18 protein-coding genes and 1 pseudogene are annotated in these 19,822 nt (G+C 72.0%); 7 read left to right on the top strand and 12 right to left on the bottom strand.

What is annotated here, in order from left to right:
• Positions 1–84: 84 nt before the first annotated feature.
• Entirely contained in the window at positions 85–906 is an 822-nt protein-coding gene (locus tag HAV39_RS16190; RefSeq protein WP_191840062.1) for an NAD-dependent protein deacetylase, read from the bottom strand.
• A gap of 202 nt (positions 907–1,108) precedes the next feature.
• Here HAV39_RS16190 and HAV39_RS16185 point away from each other — a divergent pair, with 202 nt between their 5' ends.
• Positions 1,109–2,854: a glycosyl hydrolase family 18 protein gene (locus tag HAV39_RS16185; RefSeq protein WP_244958816.1), complete on the top strand. Its 1,746-nt coding sequence runs from the start codon at positions 1,109–1,111 to the stop codon at positions 2,852–2,854.
• Between the two features lie 150 nt (positions 2,855–3,004).
• Entirely contained in the window at positions 3,005–3,427 is a 423-nt protein-coding gene (locus HAV39_RS16180) for a hypothetical protein (RefSeq protein ID WP_191840027.1), read from the top strand.
• A gap of 87 nt (positions 3,428–3,514) precedes the next feature.
• Here HAV39_RS16180 and HAV39_RS16175 read toward each other — a convergent pair whose 3' ends face one another.
• A complete protein-coding gene (locus HAV39_RS16175) occupies positions 3,515–4,264 on the bottom strand; it encodes an alpha/beta hydrolase (protein ID WP_191840026.1) in 750 nt (249 codons plus the stop codon).
• Between the two features lie 43 nt (positions 4,265–4,307).
• Entirely contained in the window at positions 4,308–5,297 is a 990-nt protein-coding gene (locus tag HAV39_RS16170; RefSeq protein ID WP_191840025.1) for a GlxA family transcriptional regulator, read from the bottom strand.
• A 70-nt stretch (positions 5,298–5,367) separates the two neighbouring features.
• On the opposite strand from HAV39_RS16170, the gene HAV39_RS16165 reads away from it, so the two are divergent.
• The gene (locus HAV39_RS16165) at positions 5,368–6,657 is read left to right on the top strand and encodes an APC family permease (RefSeq protein WP_191840024.1); all 1,290 of its coding nucleotides are present in this window, start codon (positions 5,368–5,370) and stop codon (positions 6,655–6,657) included.
• 87 nt (positions 6,658–6,744) lie between these two features.
• Here HAV39_RS16165 and HAV39_RS16160 read toward each other — a convergent pair whose 3' ends face one another.
• The 4 genes from HAV39_RS16160 to HAV39_RS16145 form a co-directional block, all read right to left on the bottom strand.
• Positions 6,745–7,614: a hypothetical protein gene (locus tag HAV39_RS16160; RefSeq protein ID WP_191840023.1), complete on the bottom strand. Its 870-nt coding sequence runs from the start codon at positions 7,612–7,614 to the stop codon at positions 6,745–6,747.
• A 75-nt stretch (positions 7,615–7,689) separates the two neighbouring features.
• Positions 7,690–8,181, bottom strand: coding sequence for a ribonuclease FAU-1 family protein (locus tag HAV39_RS16155; protein ID WP_203736261.1), 492 nt, complete (start codon positions 8,179–8,181; stop codon positions 7,690–7,692).
• A gap of 101 nt (positions 8,182–8,282) precedes the next feature.
• Positions 8,283–9,242 (bottom strand): hypothetical protein, encoded by a 960-nt coding sequence (locus HAV39_RS16150; RefSeq protein ID WP_191840021.1) that lies wholly within the window; start codon positions 9,240–9,242, stop codon positions 8,283–8,285.
• Positions 9,243–9,306: 64 nt separating this feature from the next.
• Positions 9,307–10,089 (bottom strand): SGNH/GDSL hydrolase family protein, encoded by a 783-nt coding sequence (locus tag HAV39_RS16145; RefSeq protein WP_191840020.1) that lies wholly within the window; start codon positions 10,087–10,089, stop codon positions 9,307–9,309.
• Between the two features lie 158 nt (positions 10,090–10,247).
• Here HAV39_RS16145 and HAV39_RS16140 point away from each other — a divergent pair, with 158 nt between their 5' ends.
• Both HAV39_RS16140 and HAV39_RS16135 read left to right on the top strand, forming a co-directional pair.
• Positions 10,248–10,847, top strand: a complete 600-nt coding sequence (locus HAV39_RS16140) for a putative glycolipid-binding domain-containing protein (protein ID WP_191840019.1) — start codon at positions 10,248–10,250, stop codon at positions 10,845–10,847.
• Between the two features lie 197 nt (positions 10,848–11,044).
• Complete coding sequence (locus tag HAV39_RS16135) at positions 11,045–11,632, top strand: hypothetical protein (protein ID WP_191840018.1); 588 nt, start codon at positions 11,045–11,047, stop codon at positions 11,630–11,632.
• A gap of 6 nt (positions 11,633–11,638) precedes the next feature.
• Here the strand turns inward: HAV39_RS16135 and rnhA are convergent, their stop codons facing one another.
• Entirely contained in the window at positions 11,639–12,103 is a 465-nt protein-coding gene (rnhA, locus tag HAV39_RS16130) for a ribonuclease HI (protein WP_191840017.1), read from the bottom strand.
• Positions 12,104–12,231: 128 nt separating this feature from the next.
• Complete coding sequence (locus tag HAV39_RS16125; protein ID WP_191840016.1) at positions 12,232–12,681, bottom strand: DoxX family protein; 450 nt, start codon at positions 12,679–12,681, stop codon at positions 12,232–12,234.
• Between the two features lie 288 nt (positions 12,682–12,969).
• On the opposite strand from HAV39_RS16125, the gene HAV39_RS16120 reads away from it, so the two are divergent.
• Together HAV39_RS16120 and HAV39_RS16115 are read left to right on the top strand one after the other, a co-directional pair.
• Entirely contained in the window at positions 12,970–13,248 is a 279-nt protein-coding gene (locus HAV39_RS16120) for a hypothetical protein (protein WP_191840015.1), read from the top strand.
• 104 nt (positions 13,249–13,352) lie between these two features.
• Positions 13,353–16,577: pseudogene (locus HAV39_RS16115) on the top strand (S8 family serine peptidase); the annotation flags it as partial.
• 1,004 nt (positions 16,578–17,581) lie between these two features.
• On the opposite strand, the gene HAV39_RS16110 reads toward HAV39_RS16115, so the two are convergent.
• From HAV39_RS16110 to HAV39_RS16100, 3 genes are all read right to left on the bottom strand, one after another.
• The gene (locus HAV39_RS16110; protein ID WP_191840060.1) at positions 17,582–18,907 is read right to left on the bottom strand and encodes a wax ester/triacylglycerol synthase family O-acyltransferase; all 1,326 of its coding nucleotides are present in this window, start codon (positions 18,905–18,907) and stop codon (positions 17,582–17,584) included.
• A 186-nt stretch (positions 18,908–19,093) separates the two neighbouring features.
• Positions 19,094–19,330: a CsbD family protein gene (locus tag HAV39_RS16105; RefSeq protein WP_191840013.1), complete on the bottom strand. Its 237-nt coding sequence runs from the start codon at positions 19,328–19,330 to the stop codon at positions 19,094–19,096.
• Between the two features lie 64 nt (positions 19,331–19,394).
• The gene (locus tag HAV39_RS16100; RefSeq protein ID WP_191840012.1) at positions 19,395–19,820 is read right to left on the bottom strand and encodes a cytochrome c oxidase subunit 4; all 426 of its coding nucleotides are present in this window, start codon (positions 19,818–19,820) and stop codon (positions 19,395–19,397) included.
• Positions 19,821–19,822: the final 2 nt, after the last annotated feature.

Below are 19,822 nucleotides of genomic sequence, written 5' to 3'. Positions count from 1 at the left end.
TGCCGTAGTCACGCAGGTGGTCGGCGATCGCCTCGGTCAGCGCGATGTAGCGGTCGACCGAGCGCCAGGTGGAGAGGGGGTGGGTCAGGTGAGGGTTTCGGTGAGGCGGTGGGCGGTTAGGTGGTGGACCAGGGCGGGGAGGGCTTGGCCGAGGGGGGCGTCGACGGTGAGGGTGGCCTGGGCGTCGGAGCGGGTCGTGCCGCGGTTGACGATGGCGACGGGGATGCCGAGTTTGACGGCGCGGATGACGAAGCGGCGGCCGGACATGACGGTCAGGGACGAGCCGAGGACCAGCAGCAGGCGGGAGCGTTCGACCAGGTCGAAGCACTGCTGTACACGGGCGGGCGGGACGGTCTCGCCGAAGAAGACCACGTCGGGCTTGAGCATGCCGGCCTCGCAGCCGGCGCAGTCGACGGTGCCGAAGCCGGCCAGCTCGTCGTCGCCGAACTCGACGTCGCCGTCGGGGTGTACGGCGGTGATCCGGGCCGAGAAGCCGGGGTTGACGCGGTGCAGCCGCCGGTCCAGCTCGGCGCGCGGGGTGACGTCGCCGCAGCCGAGGCAGATCACCCGGTCCAGGCTGCCGTGCAGCTCGATGACGCCCTCGGCCCCCGCGGCCTGGTGCAGGCCGTCGACGTTCTGGGTGACGATGCCCGACAGCAGCCCGTGCCGCTGGAGCGCGGCGACGGCCTGGTGGCCGGTGTTGGGCGAGGCGCGCGCGATGGTCCGCCAGCCGAGGTGGCTGCGCGCCCAGTAGCGCACGCGCGACTGCGGCTCACGGGTGAAGGCCTGGTACGTCATGGGCGCATGGCGGCGCTGCACCCCGTCCGGCCCGCGGTAGTCGGGAATGCCGGACTCGGTGGACAATCCCGCGCCGCTGAGGACGGCGACCCCGCCCGCGGCCATCATCGCGGCGAGTTCCGCGACGCGCTCTTTCGTGGCATGCACCCTGCCATGCTGCCTCGACCCACGGCCCGCGACCAGCGGTGGGGGTCACGGGCGCCGCGCGCCGCAATAGATCATTGATGACTGTCTTTACTATTAGGTTTGTTTAATTTATGTTGGCGATTACATGAAGTCAGCCTGCATCCCCCAAGGTAGGTGGTAGCTCATGAAACGCCCCGTTCAGAGCCTTCGCACCCGGATATTCGCGGCCGCGGCCGCCACCGTCGTCGCGATGGGCGCATCACTGGCCATCTCCTCCGCCGCCTCGGCGGCCAACCTGATCGCCAACCCGGGCCTGGAGACCGGCAGCCTGTCCCCGTGGAGCTGCAGCGCCGGGCTCGGCAGCGTCGTCACCACCCCCGTGCACGCCGGCACCCGCGCGCTGCAGGGTGCGCCGAACGGCTCCAACCACGCCCAGTGCAGCCAGACCGTCACCGTGCTGCCCAACACCGCGTACGTGCTCAGCGCCTGGGTGCGCGGCGGCGGCGGCTACGTGTACCTCGGCTACACCGGCGGCACCGAGACCTGGAACCCGGCCGCGGCCGGCGCCTGGACCAAGCTCAGCCTGAACCTGACCACGGCCGCCGGGCAGACCTCGCTGACCGTCAACGTGCACGGCTGGTACGGCCAGGCCGCCTACCAGGCCGACGACTTCTCCCTGGACGGTCCCGGCACCCCGCCGAGCAACCCGCCGACCCCGACCGCCGGCCCCAGCTCGCCCGCGCCGAGCAACCCGCCGTCGGCCTCGCCGTCCCCGCCGCAGCCGTCGCCGTCCGGCCCGACCGCCCCGCCCGGCGGTAAGAAGCTGCTCGGCTACTTCGTCGAGTGGGGCGTCTACCAGCGCAACTACCACGTCAAGAACATGGTGACCAGTGGCTCGGCCGCGAAGCTGACGCACATCAACTACGCGTTCGGCAACGTGACCAACGGCCAGTGCGTGATCGGTGACTCCTACGCCGACTACGACCGGGCCTACACCGCGGCCGAGAGCGTGGACGGCGTCGCCGACACCTGGGACGCCGGCGCGCTGCGCGGCAGCTTCAACCAGCTGCGCAAGCTCAAGCGCCAGTACCCGAACATCAAGGTGCTGTGGTCGTTCGGCGGCTGGACCTGGTCCGGCGGCTTCGGCCAGGCCGCGCAGAACCCGACCGCGTTCGCGAACTCCTGCTACAACCTGGTCGAGGACCCGCGCTGGGCCGACGTGTTCGACGGCATCGACATCGACTGGGAGTACCCGAACGCCTGCGGCCTGTCCTGTGACAGCAGCGGCCCGCTCGCGTACCGCAACCTGATGCAGGCGCTGCGCAACCGCTTCGGCAGCAGCTACCTGGTGACGTCGGCGATCACGGCGGACGGCAGCAGCGGCGGCAAGATCGACGCCACCGACTACAACGCCGCCGCGCAGTACGTGAACTGGTACAACGTCATGACGTACGACTTCTTCGGCGCGTTCGCCGCGCAGGGCCCGACCGCCCCGCACTCGCCGCTGACCTCGTACACCGGCATCCCGCAGGCCGGGTTCAACTCCGACGCCGCCATCCAGAAGCTCAAGAGCAAGGGCGTGCCGTCCGCGAAACTGCTGCTCGGCATCGGCTTCTACGGCCGCGGCTGGACCGGCGTCACGCAGGCCACCCCCGGCGGCAGCGCCACCGGGGCGGCGCCCGGCACCTACGAGGCGGGCATCGAGGACTACAAGGTGCTCAAGAACACCTGCCCGTCCACCGGCACCATCGCGGGCACCGCGTACGCCAAGTGCGGCAGCAACTGGTGGAGCTACGACACCCCGGCCACCATCGGCGGCAAGATGTCGTACGCCAACAACCAGGGCCTCGGCGGCAGCTTCTTCTGGGAGCTGTCCGGCGACACCAGCAACGGTGAACTGATCACCGCCATGCGCAACGGCCTCGGCTGACGCGTACCGTCCCACCACATCGGAGCGGCAGGCGCCTTCCCACGGGGCGCCTGCCGCTCTCCCGTCCCCGGTGGACAGAGCCCCTGGCGCAACGGTCGGCGGCCGCGCTTGCGTACCATCTGCGCAGCCCTTCGTCACCAGGAGTAGCCGATGTCGACCGCGGAATCCCCGGCCCCGCTGAAGCGCACCAGCACGATCGTCACCATCGTGGCCACCGTGCTGGGCACCGTCCTGGCGTACCTGTCGCTGGCCGCGGCGGTGAAGTGGCCGCCGTTCTCGCCGGCCGCGTCGGTCGCCGTGGTGAAAGGCGCACACCCGCGCAACGACAACTGCCCCGGATCGTCCTGTGCCTTCATCAGCGTGCGGCTGGAGAACTTCGCCGCGGGCAGCGTCGTGCGGTGCACGTTCACCAGCGCGGAGGGCGCCGAGTTCTTCGTGCCCTACGACGCCCTCATCGACGACGACGGCAATCACACCGGCCAGTCCACGAACTACTACGGCACACCTGACGGCTGGGTGAGCGCCACGTGCGGCGACGCGACCGGCTCGCGCAAGCCCTGGGGCAACGGGTAGACCCGCTGCGTCGGCCGGCCGCCGACCGCGCCACGGACCGGTGGCGGCCGGCCGGTCCGCCGATCCGGCCGGCCGCCACGTGCGCGGCTACGCGGTCGCGGCGGCCGGGTCGGCCAGGAAGGACAGCAGCAGCGTGTTCATGGCGTCGTCGAGCAGCCCCACACCGTGCAGGTACGAGTCCGGCAGCACCAGCTTCTTCTGCGGCGAGACCGACAGCCGGTGCAGTTCGCGGGCCGCGTCGGCGAACCGGGCCTCGTCGGCCCCGGCCGCGATGATGACCGGCGCGGACAGCTTCGCCACCGCGGCGCGGGCGTCGGCGTCGTACACGGTCGGCGCGGACAGGCTGGCCACGCCGTCGACCGGTGGGGTCACGCCGGCCGCCGCGGCCAGGGCGACGGTGCCGCCGCGGGACGCCCCGATCACGAAGACCCGCTTGGCCCCCGTCGTACGCAGGTGTGCCACCGCCGCCTGCGCGAACTCCACCGCGTCGCGGGAGTTGACGTCCACCGACAGGGCCCGGTGCCCCTTCTCGACCAGCAGCCCGGCGAAGCCTGACCACTGGCACAGCCCGGCATCCGCCTGGTGCAGCAGCACGACACCGGTGTCGCCCTGCCCGGTCTGCCATGCGGCGGTCAGGTCGTGCTTGACGTTCTCGATCACGACGAGTTGAGCGCGATCGCTGACGCAGGGCGCGTCGGCGTCGTCGAGCACGCGCTGGCGCGCTGCCGCGGCCGGGTCGGGCGGTGCCGACGGCTGCTGCTCGCCGCCGCACGCACCCGTGCCGATCACCATCGCCGCCAGTGCCACCAGCGCGGCCGTCCTCCACGTTGTCCTCATACCGGCCTCGACCCGGTGGCCGCACGATCCCGTGGGGTCCTTCCTAAAGTTTCCTAACTGTTTTTCCCGGCGCGGCCGCCCGGCGGCGGAACGTCTGCCGGTAGGTCTGCGGGGAGATCGAGGTGAAGCGGCGGAAGTGCTGGCGCATGTTGACCGCCGTGCCGAAGCCGGTGCGCCAGGCGATGCGCTCCACCGGCTCGTCGGTGGTCTCCAGCAGCTCCTGTGCCCGGCGGATGCGCTGCTCGAGGACCCACTGCAGCGGACTGACCCCTAGGTTGTCACGGAACCGGCGGGCGAACGTGCGCGGGCTCAGGTGTGCCTGCCGGGCCAGGTCCGCCACGGTCAGCGGCTGGTCGAGGCGGTCGCGGGCCCAGTCGAGCACGGGTGCGATCTCCGAGCGGGCCTCGCCGCGCGCCAGCGGGTGGGCGAACTGCGCCTGGCCGCCCTCGCGGTGCGGCGGCACCACCATGCGCCGGGCCACCTCGTTGGCCACCGCCGCGCCGAAGTCGTTGCGCACCAGGTGCAGGCACAGGTCGATGGCTGAACCGGTGCCCGCCGAGGTGAGCACGTCGCCCTCGTCGACGTAGAGCACCTCCTGGTCCACCTTCACGTCGGGAAAGCGGTTGGCGAAGTCGACCATGTTCATCCAGTGCGTGGTGGCCCGCCGCCCGTCGAGCAGGCCGGCCGCGGCCAGCACGTACGCGCCGCTGCAGATGGAGGCGATGCGCGCGCCGCGGGCATGCGCCCGGCGCACGGCGTCGACGACGGCCGTCGGGGGGCCGCACTGCACCATCCGGTTGCAGGCGGGAACGATCACCGTGTCGGCGTCGTCGAGCCCTTCCAGGCCGTGCTTCGGCTGCACGGTGAGCCCGCCGCGCACCGACAGGGGGCCGGGCTCGGCGGCGCACAGGCGCAGCTCATACCAGGGATCCACCAGGTCGGAGCGGTCGATGCCGAACACCTCGCAGGGCACCGCCAGCTCGAACACCGGGATGTCGTCGGTCAGGGCCAGGGCGACCACGTGCCGCTTCATGGCAGAATCCTATCGCACTGCGGCATTCCTGCCACTGTTGTGATCCCCCCGAACAGGACACGCTGAACACATGACCGAGACCCTCCGCCGGCCGCAGTCCCCCACCGCAGCCGGTCCCGCGCACGCCGACCGGCTCACCACGGCGCAGGGCGCGGCACTCTACGTCGGCGCGGTGCTCGGCACCGGCGTCATCGCGCTGCCCGCGCTGGCCGCCCAGGCGGCCGGACCCGCCTCGCTGATCGCCTGGCTGGGCCTGGTGCTGCTGTCCATCCCGCTGGCCATGACCTTCGCCGCGCTCGGTGCCCGCCACCCCGACGCGGGCGGCGTGTCCACCTACGTCCGGCTCGCCTTCGGCCCCCGGGCCGCCGGGGCGATCGGCTGGTGCTTCTACTTCGCGGTGCCCGCCGGAGCCCCCGCCGCCGCCATGTTCGCCGGGGCGTACGTGGAGGCCGCGCTCGGCGGGGGGCAGCGCACCGTGCTGCTCACCGCGGCCGTGCTGATGCTCGCGGTCACCGTCACCAACGTCTTCGGGGTCACCGTCTCCGGCCGGGTCCAGCTGGTGCTCGCGGTGCTGCTGGTCGCGCTGCTGCTCACCGCCGTGATCAGTGCCGCCCCGCACGGCGACACCGCCAACCTGCGGCCGTTCGCGCCGCACGGCTGGCTCGCGATCGCGCCCGCGGCCGCGTTGCTGGTGTGGAGCTTCGCGGGCTGGGAGGCGATCACGCACCTGGCCGCCGACTTCCGGCGGCCCGAACGCGACCTGCCCCGGGCCGCCGCCATCGCGGTCGCCGTCGTCGGCGTGCTGTACCTGGCCGTGGCCGGCGCGGGCATCGTGGTGCTCGGCCCGGACGCCACCGCGGACGCGCCGCTGGCCCGGCTGCTCGCGATCGGGCTCGGCGGTCCGGCGAGCGCGCTGGCCGCGGCGGCCGCGCTGCTGCTGACCTTCGGCACCATGAACGCCTACTACGGCAGCGCGGCCAAGCTCGGCGCGGCGCTGGGACGGGACGGCGCGCTGCCCGCCTGGCTGGCCCGCGGCGCGAGCGCCGGTGACGTGCCCCGGCGCAGCCTCGCCGTCACGTCGGGCCTGTCCGCGGTGGCCATGGCGGTGGTCGCGCTGACCGGCACCGGGGCGCAGCCGCTGGTGCTGCTGGCGACCGGGGCGTTCGTCGCGGTGTACGCGCTGGGCGCCGCCGCGGCGCTGCGGCTGCTGCCGCGCGGGTCGGCCGCCCGCAAGCACGCCATGGTCGCGCTGATCGCGGTGGTCGGCCTGCTGGCCGCCACCGGCTGGTACCTGCTCTGGCCCCTGGTCCTGACCGCCGGCGCCCTGCTCTACCACCGCCGCCGCAGCACCCGCCCCTGACGGCCGACCGCCCACATGGGCGAAGCTCCGTCCGCGCCGGGGAGGCAGCGTGGACGGAGCTTCGTCAGCGGGCCGCGGGCGGCTCGGTCACTTGCCGAGCGACTCGCAGCCGGTCTCGTCGGGCAGCAGCGGGCGCAGGGTGACGGTCCAGTCCTTGCCGCCCGAGGTCCACTTGGTGATCGCGGTCGCCTTGGCCGCGGCCGCGAGCACCGCGGACGCCTCCTTGTCGGCCACCACGCAGCCCAGGCTCAGGCCCTCGCCCAGCGACGCGCCCGGCAGCGCCGGGCCCGGCCAGGCCACGGCGGGGCCGGCGTCGACGCCCGCGCCCGGATCCTGCCAGGCGGCGGCGACGGCCGCGACCTTGGTCGGGGTGTACTGCTCGACCGGGCCGACCTTGCCGGTGCCGAGCGAGGTGTCCAGGTCGGTCAGCGCCTTGATCAGGTCCAGCAGCTTGCGCCGCGCCTGCTCCTGGGCGGGGGTCAGCCCGGCGTTGGTCATGTCGTCGAGCAGCGCGTACGCCTCGGTCTTCTTGACGCCGTCCGCGGTGGTGACGACGATCCGGGTGTTCGGCAGGTCGGTGACGCCCGGGGTGCCGAGGTCGGTGGGCTGGCCGACGCCCGCCTCCAGCGCCTTGCCGACCAGCGTCTGCACGTCGCCGCTGGAGATCCGCCGCAGCTGGATGTTGGGCAGCGCGCGGCCCGGATACTCCATCGTGGTCGGACCCTGGGTGATCACACGGCCGTCCGCGTAGACGCTGACCGCCGGGAGCCGGGTCAGGTTGACCGTCGCGGGCACGAAGCCGCCGACGTGGTCCACGCGCAGCGCGACCGTGTCGCCGCCGGGGAACGAGTAGCCGCCGCCCTCGCCGTCGGCGGCGTCGGTCGGACGCCCACAGCCGGCAGCCAGCAGCACGAGCGACGCGAGCGCCACCCGCAGTCCTAGAGTCGTAGCCTTCATGCCCCTGTGACCGTGCCGGTCGCGGTTCGGTTCCCGACCCCCGGGCAACTTTTCCGCAAACCGGCCGGCGGCTTGTCAGCCCAGGTCGGCGAAGCCGCCGGCGGCCAGTTCCGCCAGCTCGTCGAGCGCCTGCCAGGCCCGCGCCGCGGTGTCGGGTTCGCGTTCGGTCAGCCCGCTGGCGAGGAACTCGTCCTCGTCCAGGCGCAGCGGCGCGCCGCCGTCGGCGGGCACCCACAGGTCGAGGTCGAGGTCCACGACCTCCAGCACGCCGCCGCGTTGCACGGCCGGCCGGGTCACGTCGCAGTACCAGCCCTTGCGGACGCCGGACGCGTCACGCACCTCCTTGACCGCGTACCAGCGGTCGCGCCAGAAGTGCTCGGTGAACACGTCGCCCTGCTCGAAGCGCACGAAACCGAAGTCGCGGGCCTGCGTGCCCGCCCACGGCGCCCGGACGACGAGGTGCGCGCCGTCGTCGGCGAGCACGTCCGCGGTGTAGCGAATCTTCTCCCGGTCCTCCTTGAGCAGGAGCACCTCGACCCGGTCGCCCACGGCGAGCGCCTGCCCCATCGTCATACTCCCTGCCCGCCGCGGGCCGGTTCCCCAGCCCGCCAGAATGATCTCCAGCTGACGCAGCGTACCGGGCACGCGGCGGCGCGCACCGGGGTTTTTCAGCGCCCCATCACGGCGTCCACGGTCCGGGCCAGCTCGTCGGCGGTCAGCCCGACGTCCAGCATGGCCCGCATGCCGCCGACGTCGCGGACGTACAGCTGGTCCACGTCGAGGCCCGCCTCGGCCAGCGCGGAGCGCACCGGCCACAGGTCGACCAGCCGCCGGGCCAGCTCGCGCAGGCCGGGCTCGACCCGCACCGGCGGCACCTCGTCGAGCACGTCGGGGCACAGCGCCACCTGCCGGGTGTGCGCGTCGCCCCAGAAGTCGAGCGTCCACCCCGGCCACAGCGCCGGCCAGTCGTCCCGCAGCCCGCGCAGCGGGCGGACGCTCCACAGCCCGGCGGTGCGCGTCGCCGGGTCCAGGTGCAGCCCGGCGCCGGGGATCTCGTCGCACCACTCCAGCGGCTCCCCGGCGGCGAGCCAGTCCACCAGCGCCGGGCCTGCCCGGAACGGCTGCGCGCCGGCCAGGTGGGGGCTGAGCCCGTACGCCCGGCAGCCCTGCTCGCCCGCGACGGTCACCAGCGCCGCGAGCGGGAGCTCGGGGTCGTGGCCGTCGTAGCGCGGCAGCCGTGGCGTGTCCTGCGCCGCCCGAGCCGTGGCGGGGTCGCCGCCGGTGTAGGCGATCAGGTCGGCGAGGCCGTCGTAGGCCCAGCGGACCTCCCAGCCGGACCAGGTGCGGCGGAAGGCGTCGAGCACGGCGGCGCGGTAGGTGTAGTCGCCGAGCAGGTCGGCGAACAGCAGCAGCACGCGGCGGTCGGTGTCGATCAGCACGCCGCCCGAGCAGAGCGGGTCGGTCAGCCACTCGGCGGTCACGTGCTCGCCCAGCTGGGCGAGCCACCGCAGCACCACGTCCGGGCCCGGCGCGAACAGGTAGTCGAGGCTGTCCCCGGCGCCGCCGCCGTGGAAGTAGAGCGTGTGCGAGCCGTCGCGGATCACGACGTAGTTCACCCTGGTGCCCACCCGCGCAGGCTAGTGCGACGCCGTCGGCCGCACCAGCCTGCGCGAGGACATACTTCGATGGACGTCAGGCGCGCAGCGCGGTCTCCACGACGCTCGCGTACCCGACGTGCCCGGCCTTGTTCGGGTGGTAGGACTCCCCCGTGGGCCAGGACGTGCCGTTGATCCACTCGACGTCGTCGCAGACCGCGTGGCCGGCGAACGGTCCGCGGGCGTCGACGAAACCGAAGCCGCGGGCCGTGGCGCGGGCCTTGATCGTGGTGGCCAGCAGGTCCGCGGCGGCGTTCAGTTCGGCCTGCTCGCCGGGTGAGATCCGGGCGATGGCGTTGCACTCCTCGCCGTTGAACAGCCGCGGGTAGCCGACCACCACCACGGTCGCGTTCGGGGCGAGCTCGCGGATGCGGGTGTAGAGCTGGTCGAGCTGGCCGGGCAGGGTGTTGCGGACGTAGGTCTCGGCCTTGTCGATGTCGCCCCAGCAGGTGTAAGGCCAGGGCTTGGCGCACTGGACGATCACCGCCGACCAGCCGATGTCGTTGCCGCCCGCGCTCACGGTGACGTAGCGGGTGGCGGCGTTGAGGCTGCCCAGCTGTCCGCTGAGGATGGCGGGGATCTTCGCCCCGGCGCAGGCGGCGAAGGTGAGGGTCGCGCCCAGTCGGGCGGCGTCGAGCACCGGGTAGGCGCTGTTCGAGCGCTGGCAGGTCGCATCGACGTACTCACGGGTGCCGGTGCCGGAGGCGTAGGAGTCGCCGAGGGCGGTGTACGCCGGGGCGGCGGCGTGGGCGGGCGTGCCGAGCAGGACGAACGAGAGCGCCGCCAGCAGGGGTACGGCGGCGCGGAGCGGGAACACCATGTGGGCTCCATCACGGGGGTGTGGGTGGGTGCGCACATGTTGTCAGAAACATTCAGGAACGTGAAGATATCCTGGTGGAAATCTTCGCCGGCCGAGCACTGTGGACGCGAACGGGCGAATTCGCCCTACGAGCGCCGCGGCGTGACTAACCTCAGGGCATGAGCCCGTTGCCGCGCGCCCTGCTGTGGGACCGGATGGTCGAGGTCGGCACCGACATCGCCCTCGTCGATCTGCGCCCCGACAAACTTCTCGCCCACGGCCAGGTGGTCGCCGCCGAGCCGGTGCCGCACGCCTGCCGCTACCAGCTGACCACGGTGGACGGTTTCGCCACCGACACCATGACCGTCGAGTCCGAGGGCGCCGGCTGGCAGCGCGAGGTGCGGCTGGAACGCACCGGCAACTCGTGGCGGGTCATCACCAGCGAGCAGGGCAAGTTCGGCTCCGTGCAGCTGCCCGGCATCGTCGACCCGGGCCGGCTGGGCGGGGTGCTCGACGTGGACCTGGAGGCGACCGCGCTGACCAACACGTTGCCGATCCGGCGGCTGGGGCTGCTGGGGGCCGAGCCGGGCACCACGCACACGGTGCCGATGGCCTGGATCCGGGTGCCGTCGTTGCAGGTCATCCCGGTCGAGCAGACGTACACGGTGATCGACGCGGACACCATCCGCTACTCGTCGGGCAGCTTCACCGCCGACCTGACCGTCGACAAGGACGGTTTCGTGGTCAACTACCCGGGTTACGCCAGCCTGGTGGTCTGAGGCCGGTCAGCTGGCGTTCGCGCGCCTCGGTCATGCCTTGTCGGCCAGCCCATCGGCGCGCGGCGAGCGTGGTTGCCATGGCCGTTGCCTTACGCAGCCGCACACTGCGCCAGGAGCGCAGCGCGCCCAGGCGGCAATTGCCACCAACCGCAGAGCACGATGTGCGGGTGATGAGGATCGCATTTATGCTGTGAGCCGTGACCTACGCGGATGTTGTCGGCACCCTCGCGCTGATTCTCAGCGTCCTGGCGATCGGTGTACAGATCTTTCAGTGGGTGAGAAGCGGCCACCGAATCGCGGTCAACCCATCAGGCAGTTGGGTACTGGCTTGGGAACCTTCGACACTCGTCCGGGTCAATAATCGGGGTCGCGCGCCGGTTGACGTCGTGGAGTGGGGTTTCGACTACCCCAGGAGTTCGACCTACTCGGGGGTGGGTCTCGGAAGGTACTGGGTGGAAAACCGTGGCCTCGCGGGTTATCGCACCACGTTTCCCGCAGAAACAGTGAACGTTCAGCTGCCAAAACGTCTTGAGCCCGGACAGGAGCTGCAATTGACGTCGCCCCCTGACGTCATCCCAAGTCTCCAAGAGATGATGCGCGAGAACATTCCATGGGTGCGGCCGTTCGTCCGGCTCGGGGATGGCAGCACCGTGAAAGCCAGGGGCGGGAACGCCAGGATCACCATTCATCGCGGCAGTGCACCGTTTGGATCCAGGCCATTCCGCAACTCCGATTCCCTCTTGCCGGTCAATGACGACCTGCCGGATCGCCAGCCTGGGGTCTGAGGCCGGTCAGCGGACCGCCGCGCGCGCCTCGGCCATGCCCTTGTTCGCGAGCGCGTCGGCGCGCTCGTTGCCGGGGTCGCCGGCGTGCCCGCGCACCCATCGCCACTCGACGGTGTGCCGGGCCACCGCCTCGGCCAGGCGCTGCCACAGGTCGGCGTTCTTGACCGGCTTGCGATCCGAGGTCAGCCACCCGTTGCGCCGCCACCCGTGCATCCACTTGGTGATGCCGTCGCGCACATAGGTGCTGTCCGTGTGCAGCTGCACGGTCACCGGCCGGGTCAGCGCCTCCAGCGCCGAGATGGCCGCGGTCAGCTCCATCCGGTTGTTCGTCGTCGGCCCCGGATCCCCGCCGCACATCTCCCGCTCGTGCCCGCCATACCGCAGGATCGCCCCCCACCCGCCGGGCCCCGGATTCCCCGAGCACGCCCCGTCGGTATAAACCACCACAACCTGCCCGTCACCCTCACCCACCCCGGCACCGTACCAGCCCCGACCCCCGACGATCTTGCGCGAACGGTGGTGACGACACGGGCAGACCGGTCATTTGGGCAACAAGTCGCGCAAGATCGTCGCGATCTTGCGCGAAGCAGGTGCCGCGTTTACGGGATGGTCTTGGGGCCGTGGGTGGACGGGGTGCGGTTGGCGGCGATGGCGTGGTCGATGCTGTAGAGGCCGGCGCCGACGGCGGCGAGGAGGAGGCTGCCGACGCCTAGGGCGATGACGAGTTCCGAGCCGCCGGAGCTGACGAACATGCCGTGGCCGACGTGCACGGTGAAGAACGCGCCCAGCATGTCCAGGAAGAGCAGGACGCCCGCGATCGGCACGGCCAGCCCGAGGATCAGCAGCGCGCCGCCGAAGAACTCGACGATCCCCGCGTACCAGGCGGACAGGGTGGGCAGCGGCACACCCATCGCCTTGAAGCCGGCCGCGGTGGGGCCGAGGCCGACGGTGAACAGCTTCTGCCAGCCGTGGGCGAAGAAGATGATGCCGATGCCGAGCCGGGCGATCAGGATCGCCAGGTCGCGGATCTGCGCGGGAAAGACGAACATCACGCCACCTCCGGCCGAACGCGTGCGATATATGGCATGAACATCACTTTTTCACAGGTGTGACGGTGTTGAAGGTGATATCGGCGATCGCCGAAGGTGAACGACACGCGCGTCGACCACGGATGCGTCGCCCGGGTGCCCGCCGCGTTCGCGGGCATGGTGAGATGCGGTGGTGCGTACGGGTCGTCAGGATCGCGCCCGGTTCGCGGAGCCTGTTGGCATCGCTGCCGTTTCGGCTTACCCTGACGTGGCTGTACGAACATCAACCTGGGGAGAACGGAGGACCCGATGTCGTCCGATCGTCTGATCAACCGGCGCTTCGAGTACAACGGTCACCACTGCACAGTGGCCGACTACGACGGCGGCAAGCGCCTCGCGATCGTCATGGACGACCAGCCGCACGTGGTCTACTCCGTCAACATCGACCTCAGCGACCGCAACATCGGTCGCCAGCTCGATCTCTACCTCTCCGACGGGCAGTACTACGCCTGGCCGGCCCGGGGCCGCGGCAAGCCGCCCGCACTGCTCACGCCGGACGCGATGGTCGAGCGCACCAAGGAGGCGTGACCCGCCGCCCGGGCTCCGCCCGGCGTGGCGAACATTCGCCGTGGCACAAAGTCGCCACAAGAAGATCTTGCGGACGTCCGTCTGTCCGATGAGGCTGCGGAACCATGTCCGCACACAAACTCGGCCGCCTGAGCGCGGCCCTGCTCACGACGGCGGTGATGCTCGCCGCCGCACCCGCGGCGAGCGCCGCGCCGAAACCCGAGCCGGCCCCACCGGGCGTGCTCAAGGGACCCGGCTTCACCAAACGCGACAAGCTCGGCTCGCACGACCGGGAGCTGCTGGTCAAGGCCGTACGCGACGGCAAGAAGAAGGTCACCGCGATGCTGGCCGTCGCCCCCGGCCAGTTCGACGCCGCCCGCGAGGCCGTCGAGGCGGCCGGCGGCACGGTCGCCGCCGCCGACGCGAAGGTCGGCTACCTGCGTGCCACCGTGCCCACCGGCGCGGTCGACGCCGTCGCGCAGAAGGGCTCGGTGCTCGCCGTCGACCTCGACGAGGAGATCAGGCTCGCCGACCCGGTTCCGGCGGCGGAGGGCCGGCGCCCGGGCGGCACCGCCAAGGCGCCCGGCGCGAAGACACCGGCGGCCAACCCGTACCTGCCCACGCACGAGACCGGCGCGGTCGACTTCGTGGCCGACCACCGTACGTGGGACGGCCGCGGCGTCACCATCGGCATCCTGGACTCCGGAGTGGACCTCGACCACCCGGCGCTGGCCGTCACCACCACGGGCGAGCGCAAGATCGTCGACTGGGTGACCGCCACCGATCCGCTCACCGAGGGCGACAACACCTGGCTGGAGCTGACCGAGACGGTCACGGCCACGCCCGAGTTCACCGTCGGCTGGTCGCGCAAGTACACCGGGCCCGCCTCGGGCGAGTTCCGGTACGCCGAGTTCTACGAGTACGCCACGGCGGGCCCCAACGACGTCAACGGCGACGTGAACCGCGACGGCGACAACTGGGACTCCTTCGGCGTGCTGTTCCGCCCGAGCGACAAGGCGATCTGGGTGGACGCCGACGGCGACTACTCGTTCGCCGACGAGCCGCTGCTGCGGCCGTTGGGTGAGGAGCACAAGGCGGGCCGGTTCGGCACGGACGACCCGGCGACGGCGCTCAACGAGTCCATGCCGTTCACGGTCGAGTACCGGCTCGGTGTGGACCTGGCCCCGGCGGGCCGGGAGGGCACCGCGGACTTCGTCAGCATCGGCCTGCCCGAGAGCGCGCACGGCACCCACGTGGCGGGCATCGCCGCCGGGCACGCCCTGTTCGGCGGCAAGATGAACGGGGCCGCCCCCGGCGCGAAGATCGTCTCGTCGCGGGCCTGCACCTGGAGCGGCGGCTGCACCGCCGTCGCCCTCACCGAAGGCATGATCGACCTCGTCGTCAACCGCGGCGTCGACGTCGTCAACATGTCCATCGGCGGCCTGCCCGCCCTCAACGACGGCGCCAACGCCCGCACCTACCTCTACAACACGCTCATCAACGACTTCGGCGTGCAGCTGTTCCTGTCCGCGGGCAACTCCGGACCGGGCCTGAACACCATCGGCGACCCGTCGGTGGCCACCGACGTCGTCGCGGTCGGCGCGTCGGTGTCCAGCGCCACCTGGGCCGCCGACTACGGCAGCGACGTCAAGACCAAGATGGGGATCTTCGGCTTCTCCTCCCGCGGCCCCCGCGAGGACGGCGGCTTCAAGCCCGACATCGTCGCGCCGGGCGCGGCGGTCAGCACCACCCCGACCTGGCTGCCGGGCTCCCCCGTCACCGGGGTCGGCTACGAGCTTCCGCCGGGCTACAGCATGTTCAACGGCACGTCGATGGCCTCCCCGCAGGCCACCGGCGCGGCCGCGCTGCTGCTGTCGGCCGCGAAGGCGACCAAGGTCGACGCGAAGCCCGCGAAACTGCGTGCCGCCGTCTACGACAGCGCCCGATTCCTGCCCGGCGTGCAGGCCCACGAGCAGGGCAACGGCCTGCTCGACGTGGCACGCGCCTGGCGGGCGCTGGCCGACGGCGGCCTGGCCACCAGCACGTACACCTTCGACGCGCCGGTCTGCACGCCGATCTCGCCGGTGCTGACCACGCCGAACCGGGGCGCGGGCCTCTACGACCGGTGCGGTGGCGACATCGCCCGGCTGCAGTCGGTCACGGTCACCCGCACCAGCGGCCCGGCGGGCGACGCGCCGCACCGCGTCGGCTGGACCGGCGACGACGGCACGTTCAAGGCGTTCAGCGGCGTCGTGCTGCTGCCGCTGAACAAGCCGACCCCCGTGCTGGTATGGGTGGACCCGAAGGGCAACGGGGTGCACAGCGCGATCATGACGCTGGACGACCCGGCGACGCGCGGCGTCGACGCGCGTTTGATGGCCACCGTCGCGGTCGCCGACTCCCTGGCCGCGCCGGCCTACACGCGGGTGCGCACCGGCCGGGTGGACCGGGCGCAGACCGAGTCCTACCTGGTCACGGTGCCGGAGAAGGCCCGTGCGCTGCAGGTGAAGCTGGACGGGGTGGACGCGGGCGACCGGGTCCGGTTCGTCGCGCAGCACCCGTACGGCGTGCCGGTCGAGGACGGCTGCTACACCGGCATGGACGCCCAGGGCTGCGACCCGAACCTGCGCAGCTTCAAGGACCCGCTGCCGGGCGTGTGGGAGATCACCGTCGAGGCGTCGCGCACGTCGCCGTCGGAGCGCAACGACTACCGGCTCACCGTCAACGTGTTCGGCGCGAGCGCCGCCGCGGAGGCGAAGCTCGGCACGCTGGAGCTGCACGAGCCCGCCCCGGTCAGCTGGGAGGTGACCAACCACCTCGGCGCGGTCCGGCTGGCCGCGTCGACCTCGCCGCTGAGCAGCCGGTTCACCGAGCGCGGCGAGGTGGCCGACAAGGCGCAGAAGTCGTACCAGGTGATCGTGCCGATCGGCGCGGGACGCTTCTCCGCCCGGATCGGCAACCCGGCCGACCCCGCCGCCGACCTCGACCTGTTCGTCGTGGCCAACGGTGTCGTGCTCGGGCAGAGCGCCGACGGCGACGCCGAGGAGTCGGTCGTCATCGACAACCCGCCGGCCGGCTACTACACCGTCTGGGTCGACGGGTACGCCGTGCCCGCGGGCAGCACGCGGTTCGACTACACCGACGAGGTGAGCACGACCGCGACGGGCACCGTGCGCACCACGTTCGCCGCCCCGCTGGCGCTGGCGCGCAACGAGACCAGGACGGTCACCGCGCAGGTCACCGCCACCGGCCTGGCCCCGAGCGGCCGTACCCTCTACGGCGGACTCGACCTGGTCAACACCGACGGCGCGCTGGTCGGCCAGGCCGGGGTCACCATCGAGGCGGTGCACGGCCCGTCCGTGCGCGTCGACACCACGTTCGGCCCGTTCGCGGCGTTCGCCGCGCAGGACGGCGTGGTCGCCGGCTCGGCGCAGATCGACGCGGTCACCACCCCGGCCCGCTGGACACCAGAGGGCGGCGTCCAGGGGTACACCGGATACCAGGGGCACATCTTCGACGTCAACCGCCACGGCGACGGGGTGGGCCAGTCGGAGCACATCGAGACGCCCACGGTGCCGGGCATCTTCCACGCCGACGGGACGGTCACCGAGCTGCCGATCCCGGCCTGGATCCCCGACGCGATCTACGGGCGGGCGTTCGCGATCGACGACACGGGCACGGTGGTCGGCAACATGACCGCGTACCGGCCCGACGCCGCGTACCACTGGAACAACGAGCCGTACCGGTGGACGAAGGACGGCGGGTACGTGCGCCTGCCGCACCTGACCGCCGACCCGGAGCAGACCGAGCCGCTCGGCATCAACAGCAGCGGCGTCATCGTCGGCTCGTCGTTCGAGAACGGACAGGCCACGGCCGTGTGGTGGGACGCCGCAGGCGCGATCCACCGCATCGGACCGGTCGCCGCGGGCGAGCGCAGCGTGCTGCTGGAGGTCAACGACGCGGGCACCGCGGTCGGCGAGAGCGGCGAGCGGGCCGCGACCTGGACCGCGGCCGGCGGTATGAAGCGGCTGCCGGACTTCGGGTTCCACTCCAGGGCGGTCGGGATCAACGCGTCGGGCTGGGTCATCGGCGAGGCGGACGTCGCGCCGTACGAGACGCACGTGGTCGCGTGGGACCCGCAGGGCCGCCTGTGGGACCTGACCACCATGGCCGGGTACGACGTGTTCTACGTCGCGGAGGCGGCCGACGTCACCGACGACGGCGGCTTCGTGGTCTACGGCTACCCCGGCGACGGGTCGAACAAGACCCACGCCATCCTGCGCTTCTGACGCAGGGCTGTTAAGAAGGGCACCTTCTTTAACGCATAGCGTTAAGAAGGTGCCCTTCCTTTGTTCTAGGCGTCGAGTTCGGCCAGGGCGATGGGGAGGGCTTCGGTGAGCTTCTCCATGTCGGGCAGGGCGGCGCCGTCGGCGTAGAGGCCGATGTGGACGCCGTCGCGGTAGCGGGACAGGCCGATCGCGAGGGCATGGCCGCTGGCCAGCGGGGCGATCGGGTACAGCTCTGCCAGCTGCGCGCCGCCGAGGTGCAGCGGCAGCGGCGGCAGCGGCACGCTGGTCACCACGATGTCGAACAGCAGCGGCGCGGCGTGCGCGGCGAACGGCGCGGCGAGCCGGTTGAGCGCCGACGGGAGCATGCCCGCCAGCACCGGGATCGCGCCCGCGCCCCGGTTCGGTCCGGCCGCCTTGTTGCGGTCCATGGCCTCGCGCACCGAGGTCAGCCGGCGGGCCGCGTCGGGCTCACCGACCGGCAGATCCAGCAGGTATGCCGAGAGCTGGTTCGCGTCGTCGCTGCCGCCCGAGCGCAGCCGCTGGCTGGCCGGGATCAGCGCGCGCAGCACGTCGACCGGGCGGTCGTGCCCGATCAGCCAGTGCCGCAGCGCCCCGGCGACCACCGCCAGCAGCAGGTCGTTGAGCGTGCCGCCGTGCTTGCGGCGGATGCGCTGCAGCTCGCGGGTCTCCAGGCTCACGAACGCGGCCCGGCGGGTGCCCGACGGGGCCGCCAGCAGCGGGGTCGGGGCCGGCGCGCGCATCCGCCCGACGATCGCCGACGCGATGTCGAACATGGTCCCGGCGCGGCCGACGACGTCGCCGACGACGTGGTCGGGCCGGGTGAGCAGGTCGGCGCCGTGGCGGGCCAGCGACGACAGCGCCGACGGCGCGCTCTCGCGGGGCCGCGGCGGCTCGGCGGCGAGCAGCTCCCCGCCGTCGAGCAGGCCGAGTCCGATCCCGACCGCGCCCTGCCCGTCGCACAGCGCGTGGTGCATCTTGGCCAGCAGCGCGAAGCGGCCTCCGGCCAGCCCGCTCACGAGGTGCAGCTGCCACAGCGGACGGTTGCGGTCCAGCGGGTCGGTCATCAGGTCGGAGACCAGCGCGGCCAGGTCGTCGCGGCCGCCGGCCTCCAGCCGGTGGTGGAAGATGTGGTTGCGCGCGTTGAAGACCGGGTCCTCGCTCCACGCCGCGCCGCCGAGCACGGTGGGCCCGACCTTGCGGCGCATCCGGGGCACCCGGCTCGCCCGCTCGACGAGCAGCGCGACCAGCTCGTCGGGGCCCACCGGCTCGGCCGGGTGGAACACCGCTATCGCACCCAGGTGCATGGGCGAGGCGGTGTTCTCCAGGCACAGAAACGACATGTCCAGAGCGCTGAGCCGCCCGTCCTCCATGGTCACCCTCGCGTCGTCGTCGTGGGACGTGGTCGGTTCGCCGAGCGGCAGCTCTGCCGCTTCAAGGCGACCTGACCTTGATACAACGTCTGAGACCACGTTAAGGCTGCGGTTTGTCGACGGTGTTACAGGCCTGTATGAAGGTGTCGCCGGACACCCCCGGAATGCATCATCGCTGGTGGATTGCTAGGCGTCGTCGCGGCGCTCCAGGCGCAGCCGCTCGTCGTGAGTGATGTGTCCCGTGGCTTCCTGCGCCTTGGCGACGTCCTTGGCCCGCTGGCGGGCCTCGTCCTCGTCGACCGCGGCCACCCGGGCCCTGCCCTCCTGCTCCCAGCGCTGGTTGTGGGTGACCTTGCCGGCCACCTCCTCGGCCTTACCGACCACCCGCTGCGACATGTTGTGGATCTTCTCGTCGAATCCCATGGCCCCCGCCCTCGCTCAGCTGGGCGCGACTGCGTCTCACCTCGATTGTCGCTCGATCAGCGCGTCAGTGCTCGGCTGTCCGCCGAGTGCCCGTGTAGTACTCGAACAGCAGCGCCGACGCCGCCACGATCGTCGCGACGATCCCGAGACCGATCAGCCACCACATCCAGAACACCAGCCCCAGCGAGGTGATCAGGGCCGCGAGCGCGATGCCGAACGGCCAGTAGCTGCCCGGGCTGAAGAAGCCGATCTCCCCCGCGCCCTCGGCGATGTCGGCGTCGCCGCGGTCCTCCGGGCGCAGGTCGATGCGGCGCGAGACGAACCAGAAGTAGCCCCCGCACATCAGGCACAGCAGGCCGCTGAGCGTCAGCGCAGTGGTGCCGATCCAGTCGTACTGCGGCAGCGCCGCCCCGCTCCAGAACCAGTACACCGCGGCGGTCACGAACAGGAACGCGGCCACCCCGAGGAACAGCCGGTACTCGGTCTTCATCG

The organism is Catellatospora chokoriensis (assembly GCF_011297315.1).
Lineage (GTDB): Bacteria > Actinomycetota > Actinomycetes > Mycobacteriales > Micromonosporaceae > Catellatospora > Catellatospora citrea.
Note: the sequence above shows the minus strand (reverse complement) of the source record. Positions and strands in the feature narration are given on the sequence as shown.